General features: G+C 71.0%; 23 protein-coding genes. 17 read left to right on the top strand and 6 right to left on the bottom strand.

Annotated elements, in window-relative coordinates; translation table 11 throughout:
- Nucleotides 1-47: 47 nt before the first annotated feature.
- From OVA30_RS13430 to OVA30_RS13415, 4 genes are all read right to left on the bottom strand, one after another.
- Nucleotides 48-1,190, bottom strand: a complete 1,143-nt coding sequence (locus OVA30_RS13430) for a poly(ethylene terephthalate) hydrolase family protein (RefSeq protein WP_012753331.1) — start codon at nucleotides 1,188-1,190, stop codon at nucleotides 48-50.
- A 124-nt stretch (nucleotides 1,191-1,314) separates the two neighbouring features.
- Nucleotides 1,315-1,536 (bottom strand): hypothetical protein, encoded by a 222-nt coding sequence (locus OVA30_RS13425; protein WP_003606993.1) that lies wholly within the window; start codon nucleotides 1,534-1,536, stop codon nucleotides 1,315-1,317.
- Between the two features lie 92 nt (nucleotides 1,537-1,628).
- Nucleotides 1,629-2,477: a metallophosphoesterase gene (locus tag OVA30_RS13420; protein ID WP_268175719.1), complete on the bottom strand. Its 849-nt coding sequence runs from the start codon at nucleotides 2,475-2,477 to the stop codon at nucleotides 1,629-1,631.
- Between the two features lie 33 nt (nucleotides 2,478-2,510).
- Nucleotides 2,511-3,128, bottom strand: a complete 618-nt coding sequence (locus OVA30_RS13415) for a cation transporter (RefSeq protein ID WP_015823598.1) — start codon at nucleotides 3,126-3,128, stop codon at nucleotides 2,511-2,513.
- A 199-nt stretch (nucleotides 3,129-3,327) separates the two neighbouring features.
- On the opposite strand from OVA30_RS13415, the gene croR reads away from it, so the two are divergent.
- From croR to OVA30_RS13335, 16 genes are all read left to right on the top strand, one after another.
- Nucleotides 3,328-3,801, top strand: a complete 474-nt coding sequence (croR, locus tag OVA30_RS13410) for a 3-hydroxybutyryl-CoA dehydratase (protein WP_003606989.1) — start codon at nucleotides 3,328-3,330, stop codon at nucleotides 3,799-3,801.
- Between the two features lie 69 nt (nucleotides 3,802-3,870).
- Nucleotides 3,871-4,680, top strand: coding sequence for a TrmH family RNA methyltransferase (locus OVA30_RS13405; RefSeq protein WP_268175718.1), 810 nt, complete (start codon nucleotides 3,871-3,873; stop codon nucleotides 4,678-4,680).
- A gap of 100 nt (nucleotides 4,681-4,780) precedes the next feature.
- Nucleotides 4,781-5,110 carry a hypothetical protein gene (locus tag OVA30_RS13400; protein WP_268175717.1) on the top strand — a complete coding sequence of 110 codons (330 nt, stop codon included), beginning with the start codon at nucleotides 4,781-4,783 and terminating at the stop codon, nucleotides 5,108-5,110.
- Between the two features lie 52 nt (nucleotides 5,111-5,162).
- Entirely contained in the window at nucleotides 5,163-5,681 is a 519-nt protein-coding gene (locus OVA30_RS13395; RefSeq protein WP_268175715.1) for a type II toxin-antitoxin system VapC family toxin, read from the top strand.
- Nucleotides 5,682-5,779: 98 nt separating this feature from the next.
- Complete coding sequence (locus OVA30_RS13390; protein WP_015951786.1) at nucleotides 5,780-7,279, top strand: helicase HerA domain-containing protein; 1,500 nt, start codon at nucleotides 5,780-5,782, stop codon at nucleotides 7,277-7,279.
- Nucleotides 7,280-7,391: 112 nt separating this feature from the next.
- Nucleotides 7,392-8,984 (top strand): phytoene desaturase family protein, encoded by a 1,593-nt coding sequence (gene crtI, locus OVA30_RS13385; protein WP_268175714.1) that lies wholly within the window; start codon nucleotides 7,392-7,394, stop codon nucleotides 8,982-8,984.
- A complete protein-coding gene (locus OVA30_RS13380) occupies nucleotides 8,984-9,412 on the top strand; it encodes a DUF2141 domain-containing protein (protein WP_012254688.1) in 429 nt (142 codons plus the stop codon). Before crtI ends, OVA30_RS13380 begins: the two co-directional genes overlap by 1 nt.
- 7 nt (nucleotides 9,413-9,419) lie before the next feature.
- The gene (locus OVA30_RS13375; RefSeq protein ID WP_268175713.1) at nucleotides 9,420-10,388 is read left to right on the top strand and encodes an ABC transporter ATP-binding protein; all 969 of its coding nucleotides are present in this window, start codon (nucleotides 9,420-9,422) and stop codon (nucleotides 10,386-10,388) included.
- Nucleotides 10,385-11,611 carry an ABC transporter permease gene (locus OVA30_RS13370; protein WP_268175712.1) on the top strand — a complete coding sequence of 409 codons (1,227 nt, stop codon included), beginning with the start codon at nucleotides 10,385-10,387 and terminating at the stop codon, nucleotides 11,609-11,611. The genes OVA30_RS13375 and OVA30_RS13370 overlap by 4 nt, the downstream gene beginning before the upstream one ends.
- Nucleotides 11,612-11,710: 99 nt before the next feature.
- The gene (locus OVA30_RS13365) at nucleotides 11,711-12,571 is read left to right on the top strand and encodes a type 1 glutamine amidotransferase (protein WP_268175711.1); all 861 of its coding nucleotides are present in this window, start codon (nucleotides 11,711-11,713) and stop codon (nucleotides 12,569-12,571) included.
- A 98-nt stretch (nucleotides 12,572-12,669) separates the two neighbouring features.
- Entirely contained in the window at nucleotides 12,670-14,208 is a 1,539-nt protein-coding gene (locus OVA30_RS13360; protein ID WP_003603441.1) for a phytoene desaturase family protein, read from the top strand.
- A gap of 11 nt (nucleotides 14,209-14,219) precedes the next feature.
- Nucleotides 14,220-15,035 (top strand): lysophospholipid acyltransferase family protein, encoded by an 816-nt coding sequence (locus OVA30_RS13355; RefSeq protein WP_268175710.1) that lies wholly within the window; start codon nucleotides 14,220-14,222, stop codon nucleotides 15,033-15,035.
- Nucleotides 15,032-16,192: a glycosyltransferase gene (locus OVA30_RS13350; RefSeq protein WP_268175709.1), complete on the top strand. Its 1,161-nt coding sequence runs from the start codon at nucleotides 15,032-15,034 to the stop codon at nucleotides 16,190-16,192. The genes OVA30_RS13355 and OVA30_RS13350 overlap by 4 nt, the downstream gene beginning before the upstream one ends.
- A 146-nt stretch (nucleotides 16,193-16,338) precedes the next feature.
- Nucleotides 16,339-17,466, top strand: a complete 1,128-nt coding sequence (locus tag OVA30_RS13345; RefSeq protein ID WP_015951777.1) for a Ppx/GppA phosphatase family protein — start codon at nucleotides 16,339-16,341, stop codon at nucleotides 17,464-17,466.
- Between the two features lie 142 nt (nucleotides 17,467-17,608).
- The gene (locus OVA30_RS13340; protein WP_082290279.1) at nucleotides 17,609-18,328 is read left to right on the top strand and encodes an RlmE family RNA methyltransferase; all 720 of its coding nucleotides are present in this window, start codon (nucleotides 17,609-17,611) and stop codon (nucleotides 18,326-18,328) included.
- Between the two features lie 84 nt (nucleotides 18,329-18,412).
- Nucleotides 18,413-20,218 carry an adenine deaminase C-terminal domain-containing protein gene (locus tag OVA30_RS13335; protein WP_268175708.1) on the top strand — a complete coding sequence of 602 codons (1,806 nt, stop codon included), beginning with the start codon at nucleotides 18,413-18,415 and terminating at the stop codon, nucleotides 20,216-20,218.
- An 83-nt stretch (nucleotides 20,219-20,301) separates the two neighbouring features.
- Here the strand turns inward: OVA30_RS13335 and OVA30_RS13330 are convergent, their stop codons facing one another.
- Nucleotides 20,302-21,189, bottom strand: a complete 888-nt coding sequence (locus OVA30_RS13330) for a DUF3313 domain-containing protein (protein WP_003603430.1) — start codon at nucleotides 21,187-21,189, stop codon at nucleotides 20,302-20,304.
- A 318-nt stretch (nucleotides 21,190-21,507) separates the two neighbouring features.
- Here OVA30_RS13330 and OVA30_RS13325 point away from each other — a divergent pair, with 318 nt between their 5' ends.
- Nucleotides 21,508-22,989 (top strand): MFS transporter, encoded by a 1,482-nt coding sequence (locus OVA30_RS13325; RefSeq protein ID WP_265225154.1) that lies wholly within the window; start codon nucleotides 21,508-21,510, stop codon nucleotides 22,987-22,989.
- Here OVA30_RS13325 and OVA30_RS13320 read toward each other — a convergent pair.
- The gene (locus OVA30_RS13320; RefSeq protein WP_015951772.1) at nucleotides 22,946-23,473 is read right to left on the bottom strand and encodes a DoxX family protein; all 528 of its coding nucleotides are present in this window, start codon (nucleotides 23,471-23,473) and stop codon (nucleotides 22,946-22,948) included. The genes OVA30_RS13325 and OVA30_RS13320 overlap by 44 nt on opposite strands.
- Nucleotides 23,474-23,672: the final 199 nt, after the last annotated feature.

Here is a 23,672-nt window from a genome sequence, read left to right as displayed (position 1 = left end):
CTTGTCGGCATCCTCTAAGGTTTCGGATCGGGATGGGAAACGGGCGGTCAGCGCTGCACGGCGGCGGGTGTGCCCGGCACCTTCGGCATCTCGACGCCGAGGCGCTTGACCGGCCAGCCGTCGCCCCAGCGGCGCATGTCGCTGAAAGCGGGGTCGTTCTTCAGGCTCTGGGCGTCCTTGCCGGCGAAGGCAGCCGTCGCCGCCATGTCGAAGGTGCGCCAGAAGGCGAGGAAATCGAGGCTGTCGGCGCGGGCGTTGTTGATCTGCGAGACCAGCGTCGTCTGCTCGCCCGAGAGCGCCATGTCGGCCGACCAGCGGAAGGGCGGCGGCTTCTCGCCGGGCGGGTCGGGCGGCAGCTTGATCGCGCCGCCGTCATAGGCCGCGTCGAGCCCGGCGGGTGAAGCGAGCGTCGCGGTCAGCGCCGGGAAGCCATGGTCGTCCGAGAGCGCCCGCACCAACAGCTTGCGCTCGGGCGGAACGGAATGGGCGTCGCGCAGGATGCGCCGGGCGGCGGCGTCGGCGGCGCGTGCGTCGCGGTCGCCGATCACCGTGACCAGCAGGGTCTTGGGCGAGATGCCGTCGAGATCGCCGAGCGGGACGCCGCGGGATTTGGCGTCCCGGGCGATGCCGCCGGGCATCACGACATAGACGAGCTTGGGCGCGGGCAGGCCCTCCTGTGCGGCTTCCGCCGCGAGATGGGCGGCGAGCGGCGCGCCCGCGAGATGCCCGATCAGCGCGAGGCGGCCCGTATCCGGCTTCGCGTCGGCGTCGCCTGCGAGATCCGCCAGCGCGGATTTGAGCAGGCGCGCGGCGATGGCCGGCGCGTCGGAGGGGCGGGTGCGGTTCACCTCCTGAAAGCGGGGAAACAGCACGAGCCAGCCGTGGCGGGCGAGGTGGTCAATCCAGGCGCCGTAGGCCTGCGGGTTCGGCGCGCCCCAGGCGTGCAGGAACACCGCCACCGGCCGCCCGCCCTCGGGCGCCGGGCCCGCCTTGTAGAAGGCATAGGTCGCCGCGCTCGCCTTGCCGACCGCGCGCTTGGTGATGGTGGCGGCCTTGTCGCCGACGCCGCCCGGACCGTCCGTCGGCTGGGCCGGGGGCGCGGCGGCGAGGACCGGCCCGGCCACGGACAGGGCGGCCAGCATGCCCAGGGCGGGCCAACGCAGGGCGGCAAGTCCGGATTTCGGGCGCATCAATCACTCGACGATCGGCGAAACACTGTGCCGATCCCCTCCGCTCACGTGAATTTCAGGGCTCGACCGCGCCTGAATAGCAGATTCCGGCGCGGAGGCGACGCCGGAGAGGCAACGGTCCAAGCTATTCGCGTTCCTTCACCCGGCGGCACTCGGTCTTGAGGTAGCTCGTCTTGCCGACTTCGTCCCTCAGGTCGGTGCGGGCGATGATCTCCTGCCAGCCGTTGGTGCAGCCGAGTTCGTTCGCGACGCGGACCTTGCGCACCTCGCTCGCCCGCTCGTCGTTGCAATCCTGCTGCGGGATGCCGTTGGCGCAGACGAGCACGACGGCGATGAAGGCGTTCATGGCGAATCTCCCGTTTTTTGTTGGCTTGTCCCGCCTGTGGCGAGCCGGAGCCTTACGCACGAAGCCGACGTCGGGTTTCGTCTGTGAGAACGCTATCCCACTGAGACGATGAGATCGTTGCGAAACGTCTTTCCCTCCACGGGGTTGGCGAGCCAGCGGGTGCGCCCGATCCGCAGATCGTGACCGGCATGGAAGTGGCCGGAAATCCAGAGTTCGGGACGGTCCGCGTCGGGCAGGTCGTCGAGGATGGTGGTGGCGTAGAAGGCCGGCACCCACCACGGCACGCCGGGGCTGTCGCGGAACGCGTCGGCGGCGAGCGGGCTCGGCGGGTGGTGCGTGACGGCGACCGTGAGTCCCTGGTGCGGTTGGGCCAGCGTTTCGAGGAAGGCCGCCCGCTCGCGCAGATGGGCCTCCATCGCGTCGGCCGGCGACCAGGGCTCGCGGTCGGCCCGGCGGATCGAACCGCGGTACTCGCGCGAACCGGTGACGGGATCGGTCATCCGCGCGGCCGCATAGGCGACCGGGTCGTCGGGCCGGTCGGCCGTGTCGTCGGTGAGCCAGCGCCCGGCGAGCGACCAGTCGCTCCACAACGTGGTGCCGACGAAGCGCACCCCGCCGATCACCGCCGCCTGCCCGCCCTGGAGCAGGTGGATGCGGTGACCCAGCCCGTTCAGCCGGGCGACTTCGCGTTCGAGCGCGGCGAGGAGTTCGGGCGCGGTGCGCGGGTCGCCGGTCGGGGCGTAGTGCTCGTGGTTGCCCGGCACCAGCACCACCGGCCGCTCGCCCGCCAGCGCCAGCACCGTGGCGAGCCCGGCTTCGGGCTGGCCCTCGTGCAGGTCGCCGGCGCAGACGAGCACGTCGAAGGCGGCCGCGGGCGGCGGGATCATCTCCGGGCGGCGGCGTTCGAGATGCAGGTCGGAGAGGGGAAAGAGGCGCAGCACGGCGTCCGTCGGTTCGAGAGAAGTCGGAAAGCGTCAGGCGCGGGCCTGCGCCGCCTCCTCGGCCGCGGCGCGCCATTCGCGGCGGGCGGCCTTGAGCACGTCGAAGGCGGAATCGGCGTTGATGACGGCAATGCCGCCTGCCGCCACGAGGTCGGGCCAGGGCGAGAGGGTCAGCGCGGTGGCGGCTCCTGCGATAATGATCGCGACGTTGGCGGCGACATCGTTGCGGGCGGAGAGGTAGGCCGCGCGGGTGAGGCTGCCATGTCCGTCGCGGTGGCGGGCGAGCATCAGCGCGCAGGCGAGGTTGACGAGAAGCGCGCCGAGGCCGGTCAACGTCAGCGGCACGGGGGCCGGCGCGGTGAAGTCCGAGAATTTTTCGTAGGCCGCCCAGGCCGTGGCGAGGCCCGGCACCAGCAGGATGCCGGCGAGCAGGGTGCCGAGCCGCGCCCGGTTGCGCACGCTCCAGCCGATCCCTGCAAAGATCAGCAGGTTGATCGCGGCATCCTCCAGGAAGTCGAGGCTGTCGGCGATCAGCGCCACCGAGCCGATCGCCAGCGCCACGACGATCTCGATGCCGAAATAGCCGAGGTTCAGCGCCGCCACACGGGCGACGACCGGGCGCAGGCTCGGCGAGGGTGGCAGACGAGGCACCGGCGGGTTCCCGAGGGTGGGGCGAAGCGGGCCGGTGATGGACCGAGGCGCCCTGCCCTGTCGAGGCCCTTCCCGGCCGCGGGTCACTCGGTCCATTGTCCGGCTGGATTTGCACGCGCGGCTGTGCAAGGCGAAAGAACTGCCAAAGGACAGCCAAGCCGCCTATCGAGCGGCGATCCGGACCGGGGAGGCGTTGACCATGTTGCCCGAACTGCGCGTGCTCTATTTCGAGGATCTCGAAGTCGGACTGACGGAGATTCTCAAGAAGGAGATCTCCTCCTCCGACGTGGTGGGCTTTGCCGAGATCACCGGCGACCGCAACCCGATCCACCTCTCCGAGCACTTCGCCGCGCGCACGCCCTTCGGCACCCGCATCGCCCACGGCCTCTACACCGCGGGCCTGATCTCGGCGGTGCTCGGCACCCGCCTTCCGGGACCCGGCGCGGTCTACATCTCGCAGACCCTGAACTTCCGCGCGCCGGTGCGCATCGGCGATATCGTCGAGGTGAAGGTCGAGGTTGCCGAACTGATCCCCGAGCGCCGCCGCGCCCGGCTGGCCTGCACCTGCTCCGTCGGCGACGAGGTGGTGCTCGACGGCGAGGCCCTGGTGAAGGTGCCGAAGAAGGAAGAGGCCGATCCGCTCGCCATGCGCATGGGCGGCGGCCGCGCCTAAAGCATCGTCCCGAAAGGTGGTTGCCGGCTTTCGGGACAGGACGATGCGATAGCGAAAGTCGACCCTCTTTTGCCCGAGCCCATCGCCATCGACGATCCGGACGACCCGCGGCTCTCCGCCTACCGAGACGTGCGCGAGCGCGACCTCGTGGGCCGGCAGGGCCGCTTCATCGTCGAGGGCGAGGTGACTCTGCGGCTGCTGTTCTCGGGCCGCGCCCGCTTTGCCGCGGAATCGGTGCTGCTGGCGCCCGAGCGCTGGCCGGGCTTTGCGGATCTGCTGCGTGGGGACGGGCCGCCGGTCTATCTCGCCGGCAAGGACGTGATGAGCGCGGTGGCCGGCTTTCCGATCCATCGCGGCGTGCTGGCGGTAGGCCTGCGCGGCGAGGAGCCGTCACCCGAGTCCCTGATCCCGCCCGCCCCTGCCCCGGCCCTCGTCGTCGGGCTGGTGGGGCTGACCAACCACGACAATGTCGGCGGCCTGTTTCGCAACGCCGCCGCCTTCGGCGCCTACGCGGTCTGGCTCGACGCCGAGACCTGCGATCCGCTCTACCGCAAGGCGATCCGCGTCTCGGCCGGCGCGGCGCTGACCGTGCCCTTCGCCCGCGCGCCGAGCGGCGCTGCGCTGCTCGACCTCGCCGAACGCCATGCCCTGACGCCGCTGGCGCTCACCCCCGGCGGCAGCGAGACGCTCGACGCCCTGGAGCCGCCAGCCCGCGCGCTGCTGCTGCTCGGCACCGAGGGGCCCGGCCTGCCTGAATCGCTGATGGCCCGCGCCCGCCGCGTCCGCATCGCCATGGCGCCGGGCTTCGACTCGCTCAACGTCGCGACGGCTGGGGCAATCGCGCTGCATCACCTGGCCGGACGGCGTTTCTCATCCTGATCAGGAGCGCGCATCCGACCCAAGGGGCGCCTTGAACCTGGATTAAACCCCGGCTATGTTGCCCAAATATGTAATTTGTTCAACGGCAGTCGAGGCGGCGATGAGCAGGGGTGCTCGGCAAATGCCAAAGGAAAGCCTGGGTAAGCTGCGCTCCGAGGAAAGCCGCCGCAAGGGAGCTATCAAGCATGAGCAGGTCGTCGCCGTGATGGCCCTCGCGCAGGCCAGCGGCCTCACCGCCGGCAAGGATTCCCGAATCTCCGGCCGGGTTTCATCCGAGTTGATCGAGCGTGCGAAGGCACGGACGGGACTGGAGTCCGACACGGAGCTGGTCGAGTTCGCCCTGGCCAACCTCGCGGTCGAGGACAATTTCGCGCAAGTTTTCCGTGAGTTGCACGGTACGGTGGATCCGGGCCTGGATCTCGAATTCTGACAGGCCCGACGTGGCTTTCAGCTTCAGGGTTGCGGAGCGCCTTCGGAGGCAGATGCCGTCATCGCCTCTGCTCCGGCGCGCGGACGACCTGCTCCCCTTCGTCGGCGCTCGGGCTGAGGCCGGATATGACCTTCTGCTCGATACCTGCGTCTATATCGATGGTCTTCAAGGAAAGACCCCGCCGGCCATCAGGGATCTGATTTCGATCCGACACGTGAACCACAGCGCGGTTGCCGTGCAGGAACTCATGTACGCGGTCGGGGCTCTCGATCCGGCCGACCCGCGGAGCCTGGAGGCGGTGGAGAAGATCGGTCGCATGATCGAAGGCGTGCCGCGACACCGCCACTTCACGCCCGACGCCGAGGTGCTGGCTAAGGCGGCGGTCTATGCCGGGATGCTGGGCCGTAATCAAAACTATGCGAAGGATGATCGCAGGCGGGCTCTCAACGACTGCGTGCTGTTCCTCCAGGCTCTGAAGCTCGGATCCACGGTTCTGACGCGGAACATCAGGGATTTCGATTTCCTGCTTCAGATATGCCCGGTAGGTCGGGTTCTCTTCTACCGCGTCTGACGATCGCCTGCGGCCTCCCGCCTGTGGACGGCTCAGGCCCTCGCGGACCCTGGCCGGCCGGCGCATGTTAGAAGCAGCGGGCGCCAGCGGGGTACGGGATGGGCTACGAGATCGATCTGGGTCGGGCCGGTGACAAGCCCGGGATGATGGACCTCACGGAGCTTCTGGCGACGCGCCTCCTCGTCCAGGGCAATTCCGGTTCGGGCAAGTCGCACCTGCTGCGGCGCCTGCTCGAACAGAGCGCGGGACTCGTGCAGCAGGCGATCATCGATCCCGAGGGCGATTTCGTCACGCTGGCCGAGCGCTACGGCCACGTCGTGATCGAGGCGGACGGCAACGAGGCGGAACTCCTGCGCATCGCCGCCCGCGTGCGCGAGCACCGGGTCTCCGTCGTGCTCTCGCTGGAGGGGCTCGACGCCGAGGACCAGATGCGTGCCGCCGCCGCCTTCCTCGGCGGGCTGTTCGATGCCGACCGCTCGCTTTGGTACCCGATGCTGGTGGTGGTGGACGAGGCGCAGCTCTTCGCCCCGGCCGCCGCGGGCGAGGTCTCGGACGAGGCCCGCCGCCTCTCGCTCGGCGCCATGACCAACCTGATGTGCCGCGGGCGAAAGCGCGGGCTGGCGGGTATCATCGCCACGCAGCGTCTGGCCAAGCTCGCCAAGAATGTCGCGGCGGAGGCCTCGAACTTCCTGATGGGCCGCACCTTCCTCGACATCGACATGGCGCGCGCCGCCGACCTGCTCGGCCTCGACCGCCGCGGGGCCGAGATGTTCCGCGACCTCGCCCGTGGCCATTTCGTGGGTCTCGGCCCGGCGCTCTCGAAGCGCCCGCTGCCGATCGCCATCGGTCCGACGGTGACCGAGAGCCGCAACGCCGCCCCCGATCTGCTCCCCCTGCCAACCATGGGTGAGGAGGCGCGCGCCCTGATCATGACGGCGTCGGCCGAGGAAGAGGCCCGGCCTCTGCCCGTCCCCCGGCCCAAGCCCGTGCGTGCGCCCGGCCCCGACGTGCTGGTCCAACTCGCCAATTACCGCCCGCCGGTGCGCGACGATCTGCCGGAGGAGGAGCCGATGGACCCGGCCGAGCGCGAGGCGGCGATGGCCGAGATCCTCGCTTCGGTGCTCGCAGATTCGGACGCTGCCGCCTGCACCCCCGCCACCCTCTACCAGGATTTCACCGTCCGCTGCCGTATCCGCCGGATCGGCGGCGAGGCGATGGGCCTGCCCGAGTTCAAGCGGCGGCTCGCCGTGGCGCGGGCCGGCGTCCAGGGCGCCACCGCCGAGGGACCCGGTTGGGAGCGGGCGCAGGAGATTGCCGCCGGTCTGCCGGAGGATCTGGCCGGGCTGTTCCTGCTCATCGCCCGCACGGCGCTCGAAGGTTCGCCCTGCCCCTCCGACGCGGCGCTCGCGGAGGCCTACGGCACCTCCTCGGCGGGGCGTGCCCGGCGCATGCTGGGCTATCTGGAGGAGCGTGGCGCTATCGTCATGCGCCGGGATCTGCGCGGCGCGCCGATCATTGCCGTGCCCGATCTCGACGCCGAGACCGGGCCGCAGATCGGCGCCGCTGCCGTGCTCCCGCTGCGTCGGCGGCGGCCCTGAACGCGGCTGGAACCTGGTGAGACCGGCGGCACGCGACAATCCGTGCCTCTTGCCCCTCGCCCGCTTCCGGCCAAGATTGCGCCGACGATATCAGGTTGGGAGTCTTGGGGCGTTGCTGCAGTCGCGGGAAGGTTTGCGTACCCTGTCGGGCCGCCGCACGATCGTCGTCGGGGCCGGCCCCGGCGGGCTTGCCACGGCGCTGCTCCTGGCCAAGGCCGGACTGCACGTCACGCTGATCGAGAAGGACGCCCAAGTCGGCGGGCGCACTAAGACCGTGGAGGCGCCGGGCGGCTACCGCTTCGATATCGGCCCGACCTTCTTCCTCTATCCGCAGATCCTCGCCGACATCTTCGAATCCTGCGGCGAGCGCCTGGAAGACCATGTCCGGCTGGAGCGGCTCGACCCGCAATACAACCTCGTCTTCGAGGGTGAGGGCGGCATTTCGGGGCAGATCCGCGCCACCGGCGACGTGCCGCGGCTGAAGGCCGAGATTGCCCGCCTCGCCCCCGCCGATGCTGAGAACGTCGAAAAGTTCTTCCAAGAGAACCGGACCAAGCTGAACTACTTCAAGCCGGTGCTGGAGCAGCCCTTCGACAACATCCTGTCGATGGCGAGCCCAGCGATGCTGGCCGCCCTGCCCCATCTCCATCCCGGCCGCAGCGTGGACCGGGATCTCAAGCGCTACTTCGCCGACCCGCGGGTGCGCCTCGCCTTCTCGTTCCAGACCAAATATCTCGGAATGAGCCCCTTCCGCTGCCCGAGCCTGTTCACGATCCTCTCGTTCCTCGAGTACGAGCATGGGGTCTACCACCCGGTCGGCGGCTGCGGCGCGGTCTCGGAGGCGATGGCGGGGCTGGCCCGCCGCATGGGCGTCGACATCCGCCTCGGGCAATCGGTCGAGCGGATCCTGTTCGAGGGCAAGCGCGCCACCGGCGTGGTCGTCGGCGGCGAGACTCTGAAGGCCGATGCGGTGGTCGTGAACGGCGACTTCGCCAAGGTGATCCGCGATCTCGTGCCGGAGGAGCGGCGCCCGCGCTGGCGCGACGCCAAGATCGGCAAGGCGCGCCTCTCCTGCTCGACCTACATGCTCTACCTCGGCATCGAGGGCAAAATGCCCGAGAGCCTGGGCCACCACACCATCCTGCTGGCCAAGGAATACGAGCGCAACATCAAGGAGATCACCGGCGGCACGCTGCCGATGGAGCCTTCGATCTACGTGCAGCATGCCGGCTTCACCGATGGCGGCATGGCGCCGCCCGGCCACACCGCCCTCTACGTGCTGGTGCCGGTGCCGAACCTGAAGGCGGGCATCGATTGGGAGACGGTCGGCCCGACCTACCGCAAGCTGATTCTGGAGCGCTTGAAGCTCCTCGGCCTTCCCGACATCGAGAGCCGCATCCGCTACGAGCGCGTGGTCGATCCCCGCGACTGGCGCGACGAATTCGCGGTGCACGAGGGCGCGACCTTCAACCTCGCCCACGATCTCATGCAGATGCTGTGGTTCCGGCCGCATAACCGCTTCGGGCCGGGGCTCTACCTCGTCGGCGGCGGCACCCATCCGGGCTCCGGTCTTCCGGTGATCTACGAGGGCGCGCGCATCTCGGCCCGGCTCCTGATCGAGGATCTCGCCAAGGAGAAGGCGCCCGCGATCCTGGCGGACCTGCCGACGACCTCGCCGCTCGCCACGCAGGGCGATCCGAGCTGATGCGGGCCGCGTTTCTCGCGGGCCTTGCCGTGCTGGCGGCGCTGACGGGCCCGGCGCGGGCGGCAGGCCTGGAGGTGATCGTCGAGGGGGCCGAGCCGGGGCCGGGCGAAGTCTACGTCACCCTGTGCCAGGGCGGGCTGAGCGAGGCCGCCTGTCCGATCGGCCGGAGCGCTCCGGTCCGCGGCGGCGCCGAGCGCTTCGTCTTTACCGACGTGCCCGCGGGCGTCTGGGCGGTCGCCGCCTTTCAGGACGAGAACGGCAACGGCCGGCTCGACCGGACCGGGCTCGGCCTGCCGCTGGAGCCCTATGGTTTCTCCGGCGCGGTCGCGCGTCGGGCTCGGCCGGACTTTGCCAGCGCGAGCTTCGCCCTGCGCGAACCCGGCGCCGCCGTGCGGATCCGCATCGCCCGTCCCTTGCCGCGGCGCTGACGGGCGGATGATGCGCAGCGATGCCCCGCCCCTCGTCTCCGTCGAGGGCGCTGCCCTCGCCTATCGCAGCCGTCCGGCCCTGCGCGGACTCGACCTCACCCTCGTTCGCGGCACGACGCTGGCCCTGCTCGGGCCGAACGGGGCCGGCAAGACCAGCCTGATCCGCCTGTTGGCCGGGCGGCTCAAACCCGATGCCGGTAGCGTCCGCATTCTCGGCGGCGATCCCCATGCCGACCGGGCGACCCGCAAGCGGATCGGCTTCGTGCCGCAGGAGATCGCGCTCTATCCCCGCCTCACCGTCGCGGAGAATCTCGACGTGTTCGCCCGGCTCGCCGGCCTGAAGCGGGGGGAGCGCCGCGGGGCGGTCGCGGCGGCGATCGGCCGCTGCGCGCTGGCCGAGGTGGCCGGGCGGCTCGTCGCCACGCTCTCGGGCGGCTACCAGCGCCGGGTCAACATCGCCGTGAGCCTGCTCAGCGAGCCCGACCTGATCCTGCTCGACGAGCCGACGCAGGGGGTCGATCTCGACGCGCGGGCGTCGATCCACACGGTGCTGGCGGGCCTGCGCGCGGGGGGCGCCGGGCTCGTGATCAGCACCCACGATTTCTCCGAGGCCGAGCGCCTCGCGGACCGCGTCGCCATCCTCGCCGACGGACAGATCCGGCTCGAAGGCGCCCTGGCCGCGCTGATGCGCCCGCTCGAGGCCGCCCCGCCCGAGCACGAGGCGGTGCTGGAGAGCCCCCCGGACGCCGCCGCCGAGGCGGCCCTGCGGCGCTCCGGCTTCTCGCCGCTCGCAGGCGACGCGCGGTTCTGGCGCGCCGACCATGGTGCGGCCGGCGGGCTCGACGGCGCGGCTCTGCTTGCCGCCCTGCGCACCTCCGGTGTGCCGGTGGCCGAGATCCGCGTGCGCCGCCCCGGCCTGGAAACCCTCTACCGGGACAGCCTCGCCGACCGCCCGGGCCTGGAGAGCGCAGCGTGATCGCGGCGGCGTTCCGGGTGATGTGGCTCTCGCTCGTGCGCGACCGCGCGGCGCTGACCATGGCCTTCGTGCTGCCCACCGTCATCTTCGCGATCTTCGCGGCGATCTTTTCGGGCGCGATCGGCGACCGCATCCGCATCCATCTCGGGCTTGCGGACCTCGCGGGCACCGCCACCACGCAGCGCCTTGTCACGGCGCTTGAGGCCGAGCCGTCCTTGCGCATCGCCCGCCTGGACGTGGCGGACGAGGCGGCGGCCGTCCGCGCCGTGCGCCGGGGCGAGGTCGATGTGGCCCTGGTGCTGCGCAGCGACCTCGCAGCACCCGCTGGCCCCGACAAGGCAGGCACGGACAAGGGGAGCGCGGGGGCGAGCCAGCCGGTGCTGCTGATCGAGAGTCCGTCGCGGGCGCTTGCCACGCCGATCGCGCTGGGCCAGCTCCAGCGTGCCCTCAACGACGCGCTGCCCGACGTGGTGCTCTCGCGCATCGTCGCGGACGTGGAGCGCTCCGGCAAGATCGGGCCGGACGAGCGCGCCTTCCTCGACGAGGCCTTCGCCGAGCAGCGGGCGAAGAAGGAGCCGTTCTCCTTCACCCGTCTCGTCGAGACCCGCACCACCGCGAGCGGGCGCGGCAACGAGCGGGTGAGCTACTATGCGGGCGCCATCGCCGCCGTGTTCCTGCTGTTCGCGGCAATGCAGGGGGCGCTCTCCCTGGTGGACGAGCGCGAGGGCGGGCTGGCCGACCGCCTCGCCGCCGGCCCCGGCGGCCTGCCGGTGATCGTGCTGGGCAAATTCCTGTTCCTGCTCGGCCAGGGCGTGGTCCAGGCCGGACTGATCTTTTCCGCCGCCGCGCTTCTGCACGGCGTCGATGTGTCCGGCCACTGGATCGGCTGGCTCGTCACCTCGATCCTCGTCTCGGCCATGGCGGCCGGCCTCGCGCTCGCCGCCTGCTCGCTCTCGGCCACACGTCAGCAGGCGCATCTGGCCGCGACCTTCGGCGTGCTGCTGCTCTCGGCGGTGGGCGGCAGCATGGTGCCCCGCTTCCTCATGCCCCCCTGGTTGCAGCAGGCCGGCTGGCTCACGCCCAACGCCTGGGCGATCGAGGCCTATCAGGCGGCCCTCGGCGAGGGCGCGGCGGCGGCGCTACCGGCCTGGGGCGTGCTGGCGGCCCTGGCGGCCGTGGGTCTGGGGGTCGCGGTCGGGGTGGTGGGCCGGAGAACGGTCTGAGGCGGATCGCCCTGCGGCGACCTGCGCCCGCGACCCGGGCGCGCGGATCGGGCAGAGGCAACGCCCCCGACCTGTCTCTCTCCGAGCCGCCCCACCCCCATGACGAACGCGATGCTGCGCCTGCTGATCGCCGACGGCAACGACCGCGACGGCCGTGCGAAGCGCGAGGCCGCCGTCGGCCAAACCACCTCGCAGGCCTTCGCCAGCGTCGTGGCCGATCTCGCGCCCGAGGCGGCCTGCACGCTGGTGAACCCGGCCGATGCCGAGGCCGCGATCGGGTCCGATCTCGCCGGGTTCGACGGGATGGTGCTCACCGGCTCCACCCTGCGGCTCGCCGATGGCGGGCCGGCGGTGCGGCGCCAGCTCGACCTGATGCGCGCGGCGCTGGAGGCCGGGCTGCCAGTCTTCGGCTCGTGCTGGGGCATGCAGGTCGCCGCGGCGATCGCGGGCGGGGATGTCGGCGAGAATCCGCGCGGGCCGGAATACGGTTTCGCCCGGCGCCTCACGGCCACGGGTGACGGGGCCGTTCACCCGCTCTTGGCCGGTCGCGCTCCCGCCTGGGACGCACCCGCGATCCATCTCGATGCCGTCGTCGGCGCCCCGTCCGGCGCGCGGGTGCTTGCGGCGAACGCCATGCTCGACGTGCAGGCGATCGAGATCCGCTACGGGCGCGGGCTGTTCTGGGGCACGCAATACCACCCGGAAACCGACCTCGACGAACTGGCTGCGATGCTGCGGCTGAGCGCCGATGCGGTCGTCTCCGCCGGGCTGGCTGCCGATCACGCCGCGGTCGAGGCCTATGCCGGCGAGATTTCGGATCTCGACGGGAGCGAGGGCGCCACCCGCCGCCATCGCGCGTGGCGCCTCGGGATCGGTAACGACGTGCTCGAATCCGCGCAGCGGCGCCGGGAAATCGGCAATTTTCTCGCGTCTCTGTCCACAGCCCGCGGCGTGGAATGAACCGAGCGCGACCGGGTGGCACGTTGACCCGCCCGGTCCCGCATCTAGCTTCGCTTTAACGGCCTTCTTTTTCAGGCCGCGCGGGAGACGCGTTTCCAATGAGCCAGGGTTCTTCGGTCGCGGTCGTCGGAAGCGGGCTCGGTGGGTTGGCCTCGGCCTGCGTGGCGGCCGCGCGCGGCCATCGCGTCACGGTCTACGACAAGAACGACTGGATGGGTGGCAAGGCCGCGGTGCTGCACGAGGGCGGCTTCCGCTTCGATATGGGCCCGACCATCCTCACCGTACCGCGCGTGCTGGAGCGCATCTTCGCCGAGGCCGGGCGTTCGGTGCACGATTACATGGATCTGCGCCGCCTCGACCCGCAATGGCGCTGCTTCTTCGATGACGGCTCGCGCGTCGATCTGATCGAGGACGTGGATGCCATGGCCGCCTCCATGGACCGGTTCGCGCCCGGGCAAGGGGCGGGTGACGGCTACAAGAAGTTCATCGCGGTCTCCGAGCATCTGCACGGCGTCTCCGAGCGGTTCTTCTTCTGGAAGGCGGTGCAGGATCTGTTCGACACGATCGACCTGCGCGCCAACATGAACCCCGGCACGCTCCGCGACGTGCTGAGCCTGCGCATGCACGCCACCGTCGCGAGCACGATCCGCGGCAAGGTCAAGGATGCGCGCCTCGCGCAGATGCTCGACCACTTCGTGCAATATGTCGGCTCCTCGCCCTACGGCGCGCCGGCGGTGCTCTGCGCCATCGCCCACATGCAGACGGCCGAAGGCGTGTGGTACCCGATGGGCGGCACCCGCGCGGTGGCCGAGGGGCTGATGCGGCTCGCCACCGAACTCGGCGCCACGATGAAGCCCGCCGACGAGGTGCTGGGCCTCGACATCGCCGCGGGCCAGCTCCGCGGCCTGCGCACCCGCGACGGCATCACGCCTTATGATGCCGTGATCTCGAACATGGATTCGGTGCGCACCTACCGCGAACTTGTCGGCGGCGAGGTCGGCAAGTCCTACGAGAAGAAGTCCTTCGAGCCGGCCTGCTCCGGCGTGGTGCTCTATCTCGGCCTGAACAAGCGCTACGAGCACCTGAACCACCACGATTTCGTCTTCTCCCGCGACCCGGAGGAGGAGTTCGATTTCATCTACCGCAAGGGCGAGCCGGCCCCCGACCCGACCGCCTACCTCGCCGCCCCCTCCTCCACCGATCCGAGCGTGGCGCCCGAGGGCGGCGAGGCGCTCTACGTCCTCGTCCACACGCCGTATCTTCGGCCGCACCACGACTGGTCGAAGATGTTTCCGGCCTATCGCCGGACGATCCTGGAGAAGCTCAAGCGCACCGGCGGCATGCCGGATCTCGAGGAGCGCATCGTCGTCGAGCGCCACCTCACCCCGCAGGACATCCACGACCGCTACAAGGTGCTCAACGGCGCGATCTATGGGCTCGCCTCGCACGGGCGGATGATGGGCGCGTTCAAGCCCGGCAACCGCTCGCGGGAAGTGCGCGGCCTCTACCTCGCGGGCGGTGCCGCCCATCCGGGGCCGGGCATGCCGATGGTGATGATGTCGGGCTGGATCGCGGCCGACGCCCTCGATCAGGACCTGCGCGGCCGTGCAGAACCGGAGCTGCGCAAGACCGCCTGAGTTTATTCGACATGGCGCGGGGCAAACCGCTTCCGCCCGAGCGCTCGGCCCGGCTCTGGCGGTTCATGGCCGCTTATTTCGACCGCTTCGTGCGGCGCCACCTGAACGCCCTGCGGCTGGCCCGCTGGGGCGTTCCGGCTGACGGGACAGGCACGGCGCCGCTGGTGATCTACGCCAACCATCCGGCGTGGTGGGATGCGGCGATCCTGATCGTGGCGGCCGACCGCCTGTTTCCGGGGCGCGAGAGCTTCGCGCCGATCGATGCGGCGATGCTGGAGAAGTACGGCATCTTCCGGAGGTTGGGCGCCTTCCCCGTCGATCTCGACAGCGTGCGGGGCGGTGCGCAATTTCTGTCCGCCGCCCGCGCGATCCTGGCTGCGCCGAACCGCGCGATCTGGATCACGGCGCAAGGGCGCTTTGCCGACGTGCGGGCCCGCCCGCTGGGGTTGAAGCCCGGCGTCGCGCGGCTGGCCGAGATGGCACCCGAGGCGACCTTCCTGCCGCTGGCCGTGGAATACGCCTTCTGGGACGAGCGCGGGGCGGAGGCCTTCCTCGCCTTCGGCCAACCGCTCACCGCCGCCGAACTGCTCGCCCTGCCCCGCCCGGAGCGCCTCGCCCGGATGGAGACGGTGCTGACCGCGACCCTCGACCGGCTCTCCGCCGACGTGATCGCCCGCGATCCGGCTCGGTTCGAGACGCTGCTGGCGGGTCGGCGCGGGGTCGGCGGCGTGTATGACGGCTGGCGGCGGCTTGCGGCGGTGCTGACCGGCCGCCGCTTCGAGCCGGGCCACCGGGACGGCGATTCCGAGGAGACGCGGACCCGATGACACTCACCCTCCTCGTCCTCGCGATCATCGCCCTCGCGCTGGCGCTGCTTCCGGCGGGGCTGGCCGCGGTCAATCTTGCGATCCTGCGCAGCCCCGAGCCCACGCCGAGCGACGGTCTCGTCTCGATCCTGATCCCCGCCCGCAACGAGGTGGCAGTGATCGAGGGCACGGTGCGAGCGGCGCTCGCGAGTCGCGGCGTCCCGGTCGAGGTGATCGTCGGCGACGATCACTCCACCGATGAGACCGCGGCGATCGTCGGGCGCATCGCCCGCACCGATCCGCGCCTGCGGCTGATCGCCGTGCCCGCCCTGCCCGAGGGCTGGACCGGCAAGAACCACGCCTGCGTCGCCCTGGCCGAGGCGGCAAGGGGCGAGCGCCTGCTGTTCCTCGATGCCGACGTGACGCTGGCACCGGACGGCGCGGCGGCGCTCGCCGCGCATGCCGTCCGGAGCGGCGCCGATCTCGTCAGCGGCGTGCCGCGGCAGGTGATGGAGACCCTGGGCGAGCGCCTGACCGTGCCGATGATCGACTTCCTGATGCTCGGCTACCTGCCGATCGCCCTGATGCGCGCCTCGCCCCGCCCCTCGCTCGGTGCCGCCTGCGGGCAGATGATCCTGATCGCGCGCGCGGCCTACCGGCGGACCGGGGGGCACGGCGCGATCCGCACCTCGCTCCATGACGGCGTGCGCCTGCCCCGGCTGTTCCGCGAGCAGGGCTTCCACACCGATCTCGTCGCCGGTCACGCGCTCGCGGCCTGCCGGATGTACCGGGATTTTGCGCAGAGCTGGGCCGGCTTCTCGAAGAACGCGCATGAGGGCATGGCGACGCCCGCTTCGCTCCCGGTCTGGACGGTGCTGCTGTTCGGCGGCCATATCCTGCCCTGGCTCGTCCTTGCTACCGCCCTGGCGCTGGGCGCCGGCACGGCCGTCGTTCTGGCGGCGGCCGCCGTCATCGTCTCGCTGGCGACACGGGCAGCGATCACGCTGCGGGTCGCCGAGCCGCTCGCGACGATTCTCCTGCACCCCGCCACCGTCGGCACGGCATTGGCGATCCAGTGGAATGTGCTGCTGCGCCCCGGGCGTGCCGGCCGGGCCGTATGGAAGGGCCGCAGCTATACGGTCGGCGGGACGGCTAAGCCGCGGCAGGAACCGGGTTGAGGGACTTTTCGCGAAACAATCCATGCGGCAAATCGTGTAAGGCCGGCCATCCAGCCTTTGCAGTTCCTGAATAACGCCTGTAGCCTTGGTGCCACGTCGGCCCGGCGTCTTGCCGGGCTGCATCGCCAGGAAGTTCGGTCGCGTCGATGAGGGATGAGAGCGCCGCCGCCGTGTCGGCCCGCCCCACCGCCGACCCGCAGACAGCGCGGGAGGGTTCCCGCACGGTCACGGGCGGACGCCCGATCGAGAGCTTCCCCCCACGCTACGAAACCGGTCGGCACGGCCGACGCGACGCCTATGCCGCGCTCGATCTCGGCACCAACAATTGCCGCCTGCTGGTCGCCGAGCCGACGCCCAACGGCTTCCGGGTGATCGACGCCTTCTCCCGCATCGTCCGGCTCGGCGAGGGACTGGGCAATTCCAATCGCCTCACCGAGGCGGCGATCGAGCGCACGGTGGAGGCCCTGCGCATCTGCCGGGGCAAGATGAAGTCCCGCGCGGTGGCCCGCTCCAAGGTGATCGCGACCGAGGCCTGCCGGCTTGCCGTCAACGGCGCCGAGTTCGTGGCGCGGGTGCGCGCCGAGGTCGGGCTCGACCTCGAGATCGTCGACCGGCAGACCGAAGCCTATCTCGCCGTGACCGGCTGCGCCGCGCTCGCCGACCCGCGGGCGGAATCGGTCGTGATCTTCGATATCGGCGGCGGCTCCACCGAGATCGCATGGCTCGACGGCGCGGCGGCCAACCCTTCGACCGACCCGACCTTGCGCATCCGCGCCTGGGATTCGCTCCCCGTCGGTGTGGTGACGCTGGCCGAGCGCCATGGCGGCACCGAGGTCACCCGGCGGACCTTCGAGGGCATGGTCGAGGAGGTCGGCGACCTCATCTCCCCCTTCGCAATCCGCGCTGCGGCGGCTGCCACCGCACCCTATTTCCACCTGCTCGGCACCTCGGGCACCGTGACCACGCTCGCGGCCATGCATCTGCGGCTCGCCCGCTACGAGCGGCGCCGGGTCGATGGCCTCTGGATGAGCGACGACGAGGTCGGCGACGCGATCGAGGATTTGCTCGACACCCGTCTCGAACAGCGCGCCGACAACCCCTGTATCGGCCGCGACCGGGCCGACCTCGTGCTGGCCGGCTGCGCCATCCTGGAGGCGATCCGCCGGGTGTTCCCGTCCGAGCGCCTGCGCATCGCTGACCGGGGCCTGCGCGAGGGCCTGCTCATGAACATGATGCGCGAGGACGGCGTCTGGCGCCGCGGGCGGTATCGCTGAGAAAGCCGGGCCGGCCCTCGTCTCAGCGCCCGTAGCGACTGACTCCCCGGACGGAACGTCTTCACGGACCCGCCGCGCCGCGATAGGGACCATCCTGCGGCTGTGAGCGCATCGGTGCGTTCCGATGCTTGAGGACAGGATCATGAGCGACCGGCGAGGCGGGACGGGGGGCCTGCGCGGCGACCTGAAGCAGCGGGTGAAGACCGGGCGCGGGCGCACCCTCTCCCAGAAGCGCTGGCTGGAACGCCAGCTCAACGACCCCTACGTCGCCCGCGCCAAGCGCGAGGGCTATCGCTCCCGCGCGGCGTTCAAGCTTCTCGAAATCGACGAGCGCTTCAAGCTGTTGAAGCCCGGACAGCGCATCGTCGATCTCGGCGCCGCCCCCGGCGGCTGGTCGCAGGTGGCGGCGCGGATCCTCGGCGAGAGCGGCCGCATCGTCGGCATCGATCTGCTCGAGATCGAGCCGATGCCGGGCGCGACCTTCATCACCCTCGACTTCCTCGATCCCTCCGCACCCGAGCGCTTGACCGAGCTGCTGGGCGGCCGGGCCGACCTCGTCCTGTCCGACATGGCCGCCAACACCACCGGCCACAAGAAGACCGACCACCTGCGCATCATCGGGCTCGCCGAGACCGCCGCGGTCTTCGCCCGCGAGATCCTGGCGCCGGGCGGCGCCTATCTCGCCAAGGTGTTCCAGGGCGGCACCGAGGGCGATCTACTGACCGAGCTGAAGCGCGACTTTGCCACCGTGCGCCACGTCAAGCCGCAGGCGAGCCGGGCGGATTCGAGCGAGCTCTACGTGCTGGCCACGGGCTTTCGCGGCGAGGCCGGCGCCAAGGACGCGGCGGACGAACAGGACTAACCGTTACCGGCGGCTGCGCCCGGCCTTCCTTTCGTGGCACGATGCCTGCGCGTCGTGCCCGAGAGTCGCGCAAGGAAGGCCCCGATGACTGCCCAACCCCTCACCCGCTTCGCCGTCGCGCCGCTGGCCCGGATGACGCGGCGCCTCGCCGATGTCGCCGCAGGCCGCGCCGAGCCCGATCTGGTGATCACGGGTGCGCGGGTGCTCTCGACCTATTCCGAGCGCGTCCTGCCCGACCGCGAGATCTGGATCGCGGGCGGGCGCATCGCCGCGGTGAAGCCGGCGGGCCAGCATCGCGGCGCCGCCCCGCGCTACGATGCGCGCGGCGGCCTGATCGCGCCGGGGCTGGTCGATCCGCACCTGCACATCGAGAGCAGCATGGTGACGGCTTGCGCCTACGCCGAGGCCGCGCTGATCAACGGCACCACCACGATCGTCTGCGACAGCCACGAGATCGGCAACGTGCTGGACGTGAACGGCGTGGAATGGATGCTGGAGGATGCCCGCGCGGCGCCCCTCAACATCTTCCTGACCGTGCCGAGCACGGTGCCCGCCACCACCCCAGATCTCGAGACCGCGGGCGGCGACCTGACGGCGGAGAAGATCGGCGCTCTGTTCGATGCCTGGCCCGAGGCGATCGGGCTCGGCGAGAAGATGGATTTCGTCGCGGTGGCCAGCGGGGACGAGCGGGCGCACGCCATCATCCGCGCTGCGCTGGAGCGGGGCCGCCCGGTCTCCGGCCATGTCTACGGCCGTGACTTCGTGGCGGCCTACGCCGCGAGCGGCGTCACCGACACCCACGAGGCCGTGGATGCCGACATCGCCGACGATCTCCTGGAAGCTGGCCTCTGGATCTTTCTGCGCGGGGGGCCGCCGACCACGCCCTGGCACTCGCTGCCCAAGGCCATCGGCACCGTGACCGAGTACGGCGCCGCCTGGAAGCGGGTCTGCGCCTGCACCGACGACCGCGACGCCGACGACCTTCTCGCGTTCGGCCTCGACTGGGTGGTGCGCGAGGCGGTGGCACGCGGCATCCCGAAACCCGCGGCCTGGGCGATGGGCTCTTTGCATGGAGCCACCCGCTACGGCCTCGACGGCGAAGTCGGCGGCCTCGGTGGCGGGCGCCGGGCCGACCTCGTGCTCCTGAACGACGATCTCGTGCCGCAGGCGACGTGGTACGGCGGGCAACAGGTGGTGGAGGATCGCCGGCCGACGCCGCTTCTCGAAGAGGCCCTGGCCCGGCCCTACCGCTACCCGGCCCCCGCCTACGCCACGGTCCGCCTGCCCGATCCCGTTCCCGCCCTGATCCCGGCGCTGCCCGCCGGGCCCTGCACAGTCAACGCGATCCGCACCACGCTGCCGGGCATCGAGCTGACGCATGAGCGCGTCTCGCTCACCCCCGGCGCGGATTGGGCGGCGACGCTCGCCGCGCACGATCTCTGCCACGTCGCGGTGGTCGAACGGCACGGCCGTTCCGGCGGCGTCGCCCAAGGGCTGCTCTCGGCCTTCGGCTTGAAGCGCGGCGCGGTAGCGAGCAGCGTCGGCCATGATTCGCACAACCTCATCGTCGCGGGGCTGAACGAGGCCGACATGCGGGTGGCCCTCGACGCCATCGCCGCGCATCAAGGCGGCGTCTGCGTCGTCGAGGACGGCCAAGTCGTCGCGATGGTGGCACTGCCGGTGGCGGGCCTCCTCTCCGACAAGCGCGTGGGCGCTGTGGCGGATGAGGTGAAGGCGCTCAAGCGCGCCTGGGAGCGGGCCGGCTGCAGCATCCCCTATATGGGCTTCAACCTGATCCCGCTTGCGGTGATCCCGCAGATCCGCATCACCGACAAGGGCGTGGTGCTGGTGCCGGAGATGCGCTCGGTGCCGCTGTTCGAGGCGGCTTGAACGCGGCGCTCCGCCGAGCCCCTCTCCCCGCTGGGCGGGGCGAGGGGCGCACGCTGGTTCGACGCGCTCGATCGGAATCCGCGCTAGCGCGCGGCGGAGACGCCCGGCCCCTTGTCGGTCCATTCCGGCGGCAGGCCGACCATGTCGCCGAGGATGCCGTCGAAGCCGGGCGCCCGGCCGAAGGCCTCGCAATCCGGGTCGAGGGGTGCCTCGCCCAACGTGGTGATGCGGATGCGGTCGTAGGTCGGGAGCTGCAGCTCGCCCTTGAACGGATCCTTGCCGGTGGCGAGGTAGGAGCCGAAATCCTGGCCGAACTCGCCGGCGAGATCGTAGGCGTCGCTGGCGGCCGAGAAGCGGGCTTGGTTGGTGAAGGAGTTGGCCGCACCCGCCCAGATCATCGCCGCGCGCTGGCGGTTGCGGGCGTCGAGCGCCTCGGATTCGATGGTCAGGCTGCCGAGCCCGATCGGCAGCCGCGGCACCGGCACCCGGCCCAGGGTGTTGGCGAAGCCGATGCCGACTTGGCCAGCCACCGAGATCGCCGTCGTGGCGGCGACGGTCGCGCCGGAGGCCGGAATGTTGGTGAGATCGACCCGCGTGATCGCCGAGCGGACGGTGAGGTCGGCGCGCCCCGACGACACCACGTCGTAGCGCAGCGAGAGGTCGTAGCAGAGCGCCCGGTCGGCGGCGTTGGCGATCAGGCGCCGTTCCACCGGCGACAGGCCGGGGCCGGAGACCGCCTCGGAAAACACGGTCGGGACGATGCGCACGGTGCGCACCGTCTGCGGCAGGGTCGGATCGATGAACAGCTTGGACTCGGAGGCGACGGCGTCGCTGGCCACGAACTGGTCGCGGCGCGAGAGGGCGCCGCCGTCGGTGAGCACCACGTCGCCGCAGCCGGCCAACCCGGCGAGCAGGGCGGCGGCGAGCGCGAGACGGGAAACGCCGGGACGAAGGTTCGACCGCAGGGGCATTAGGCTCTTTCGCGGGATGGAGGCCGGCGCCGGGGGGACGCTCGGGGACGCGTATCCTGCCGTGACCGGCGGGACAGCATCGCTTTTCGGGCGGAAGCCTAGCCTTAAGCCGGCGGTCCCGGAAGGATTGGACGGGGGACGGCGCGCGTATCCAGCGGGCCTGTGACCGTTCCGCCACGTTGTTTCATCCCACGCCCACGCAACGTTGGGTTCCGGTATCGTCTTCGTGCAACGTCGCCGCGCCTCTCGCGCGCGACTTGCGCGCTCCTTGCGCGCCCCTTGCGCAACCTTCGGCGCGTCGCGCGCTTCTCCCTGCCGATGCGTCCCGCCCAGATCGTCCCCCTCGTCGTCGCCACCGCTCTGTTCATGGAGAACACCGACTCGACGGTGATTGCCACGGCCCTGCCCGCGATCGCAGCGAGCCTCGGTGTCGATCCGATCGCCCTCAAGCTCGCGCTCACCGCCTATCTCGTCAGTCTGGCGATCTTCATCCCGGTCTCGGGCTGGGCCGCCGACCGCTACGGCGCCCGCAACGTCTTCCGCGCGGCCCTGTGCGTGTTCATGGCGGGCTCGCTCGCCTGCGCCGCCGCGAATTCGCTCACCGGTTTCGTCGCCGCCCGCTTCGTGCAGGGGATCGGCGGGGCGATGATGGTGCCGGTGGGCCGCCTCGTGATCCTGCGCTCGGTGCCGAAATCCGAACTCGTCGGGGCGCTCGCCTATCTCACCATCCCGGCGCTGATCGGCCCGATCCTCGGGCCGCCGCTCGGCGGCTTCATCACCACCTATGCCGACTGGCGCTGGATCTTCTTCATCAACATCCCGATCGGGCTCGCCGGCATCGTGCTCGCGACCCTGTATTTCGGCGACATCCGCGAGGAAACGCGCCCACCGCTCGACGTGACGGGCTTTCTGCTCTCGGGCGGCGGGCTCGCCCTGCTGATGCTCGGCTTTGCCGCAACCGGGCGCCATCTCCTGCCGGACGGCGTGTCCTGGGCCTGCATGGCCGGCGGGATCGTCCTCGTCGGGCTCTACCTGCGCCACGCCAAGCGCACCGAGCATCCGCTGATCCGCCTCGACCTGCTCAAGCACGACACCTTCCGCGCGGCGGTGACGGGGGGAAGTCTGTTCCGCATCGGTACCGGCGCCATCCCCTTCCTGCTGCCGCTGATGCTGCAGATCGGGTTCGGGCTCGATCCGCTGCATTCCGGGCTCATCACCTTCGCCGCGGCGGCCGGCGCCCTTCTCATCAAGATCGTCGGCCCGCGCATCCTGCGCGCCTACGGGTTCCGCCGGGTGATGGTGGTCAACGCGCTGGTCGCCTCCGCCTTTCTCGCCGCCAACGGGCTGTTCACGGCGCAGACCCCGCACTGGATCATCGTCGGCGTGCTGTTGCTCGGCGGCTGCGTGCGCTCGCTGCAATTCACCTGCGTCAACGCCATCGCCTATGCCGACCTCGAATCGCGGGAGATGAGCGCGGCCACGAGTCTGGCCAGCGTCGCGCAGCAATTGTCCCTCAGCCTCGGCGTCTCCATCGGCGCCCTGGCGCTGGAGGGCGCTGCCGCCTGGCACGGCCATGCCGGGATCGAGGCGGGGGATTTCTCCCTCGCCTTCCTCGGGGTGGCCGTGGTCTCGGTGGGCTCGTTCTTCGTGTTCCGGCGGCTGGCGCCGGATGCGGGCGCGGAGGTGTCCGGTCAGCGACGGGTCGCCGAGGCCGTGCCGAGACCCGCCGACGGTTCGCCCCAGAGCCTTGCCCCTCTTACGCCGCGGCCCGCGCCGGAGCCCGGCCGCCCGCCCGCTTGACGCTGCCGGACTTAGGCCGCGCAGGCGCCTTGGCCGCCGGCTTGGCGGGGGCTCGTGCGGGCGCCGAAGCCTCGCCGGAGCTGAAGACCCCGCGCCAGCTCCAGGCGCCGGGGCCGGTCATCGCGTACATCAGGAAGGCGCCGGCCAGTCCGAGATCGGCGAGGAGGAAGCTGCGCTCGGTCACCGCGGCGGCCCCGGCATGGAGCCAGAACGGGTGCAGCAGAGCGGCCATGCCGGCCACGAAGCCGGCCATGGCGAGCCCAGTGATCCGCGGCATCACACCGAGGATGACCGCCAGCGGCCCGAACACCTGCACGATCACCGCCGCCGTCGCGATGGCGTTGGGGGCGGGGCAACCGGCGCCCGCCAACGCCACCGCGAAGCCGGAGACGTTGAGCGCGCGCGCCACGCCGGTCGGCAGCAGGGCCGAGGCCATGAGGAGACGGGCGGCGAGAAGGACGCCGTTCTGGGCTGAACCGAACACGGGCCGAGGACTCCGGGAGAAAAGGAATGCCGGGAAGCCTCGCGGGGCAGCGTGAATCGCCGGTTAAAGAGGCAGGGCGAAGCGATGGATGCCTGGGGATCGTCCAAGAACCATGCGCTCACCATGCACGCACCATGGACTTGCCCTTGCGTTGGGCTTAAGCCCGCAACCCGAGACCAGCACAGGACCGATCGAGGGG

The organism is Methylorubrum sp. SL192, from assembly GCF_026672325.1.
Lineage (GTDB): Bacteria > Pseudomonadota > Alphaproteobacteria > Rhizobiales > Beijerinckiaceae > Methylobacterium > Methylobacterium extorquens.
The sequence above is the reverse complement of the archived record's forward strand: the minus strand, read 5'-3'. Positions and strand labels throughout refer to the sequence as shown.